This is a genomic window from Bulleidia sp. HCP3S3_C9 (genome assembly GCF_052064035.1).
In the GTDB taxonomy this organism is placed as follows: domain Bacteria; phylum Bacillota_I; class Bacilli_A; order Erysipelotrichales; family Erysipelotrichaceae; genus Bulleidia.
The window spans coordinates 1-810 of record NZ_JBQHWJ010000125.1 but is presented as its reverse complement, the minus strand read 5'-3'; the positions used below and the strand labels follow the sequence as shown (position 1 = coordinate 810).

General features: G+C 32.0%; 1 protein-coding gene. It reads right to left on the bottom strand.

All coding sequences use genetic code 11. The annotated features are described in order from the left end of the window. Positions 1-137: 137 nt before the first annotated feature. Complete coding sequence (locus ACTND6_RS11075; protein WP_441024320.1) at positions 138-629, bottom strand: COG2426 family protein; 492 nt, start codon at positions 627-629, stop codon at positions 138-140. Positions 630-810: the final 181 nt, after the last annotated feature.

The following is an 810-nucleotide window of genomic DNA, read 5'->3' as shown; positions in this document are numbered from 1 at the left end:
GTCAATTTAATTGAAGCTGTTTTCATCATGCTTATTCATCTTTCAGATGAATATCTATATCATTTTTCTGCTTTTTTCATTTTCACAAACGCATTCAATTTCTTATAAGATAAAAAAACTTCCTTGTGAAAAGGAAGTTAAGAAACAACAGCGCCAATCATTCCATATGATACAAATGTCATAATTACAGCTGCTAAGAAAATACCTAGTAAAATTGATAAGGAAGATTTTTTTAAATCCATATCAAATACAGAAGCAACTAAAGCACCTGTCCATGCACCTGTACCAGGAAGAGGAATCCCGACAAAAAGCATCAAACCCCAGAATCCATATTTTTCAATCTTTGGTCGATTCTTATTAGCTTTTTCCATAATCCAGTCAGTAATTTTACTCATATGATGATCACTCATCCAATGTAATATTGTTTTAATCAATAAAAGAATAAATGGAATTGGAATGATATTGCCAATAACACACCAGAATACTCCAGTCCATAATGGCATATTTAATAATTTTGCTAATATGAGACCTCCACGCTCTTCAATCAGAGGAATCATTGAAACGATAAATACACTTAACCAATGTGGTAAGGCAACATGTGCAGCCCACCAAGCAACAAATCCTTGCATAATATACCTCAACTTAACTGTGATACTGTAACATGCTTTATTATCATACTCAATAAAGTTTTTTGAAAAATTTCATAACTGACCACCTGATTCAAAAAAGTTCAGAAATCTCTTTAGTGTCCGCTTTTTAGTACAATAAAATCATATTGCTGGATATACACTTTAACTGCGAGGTAAAAGT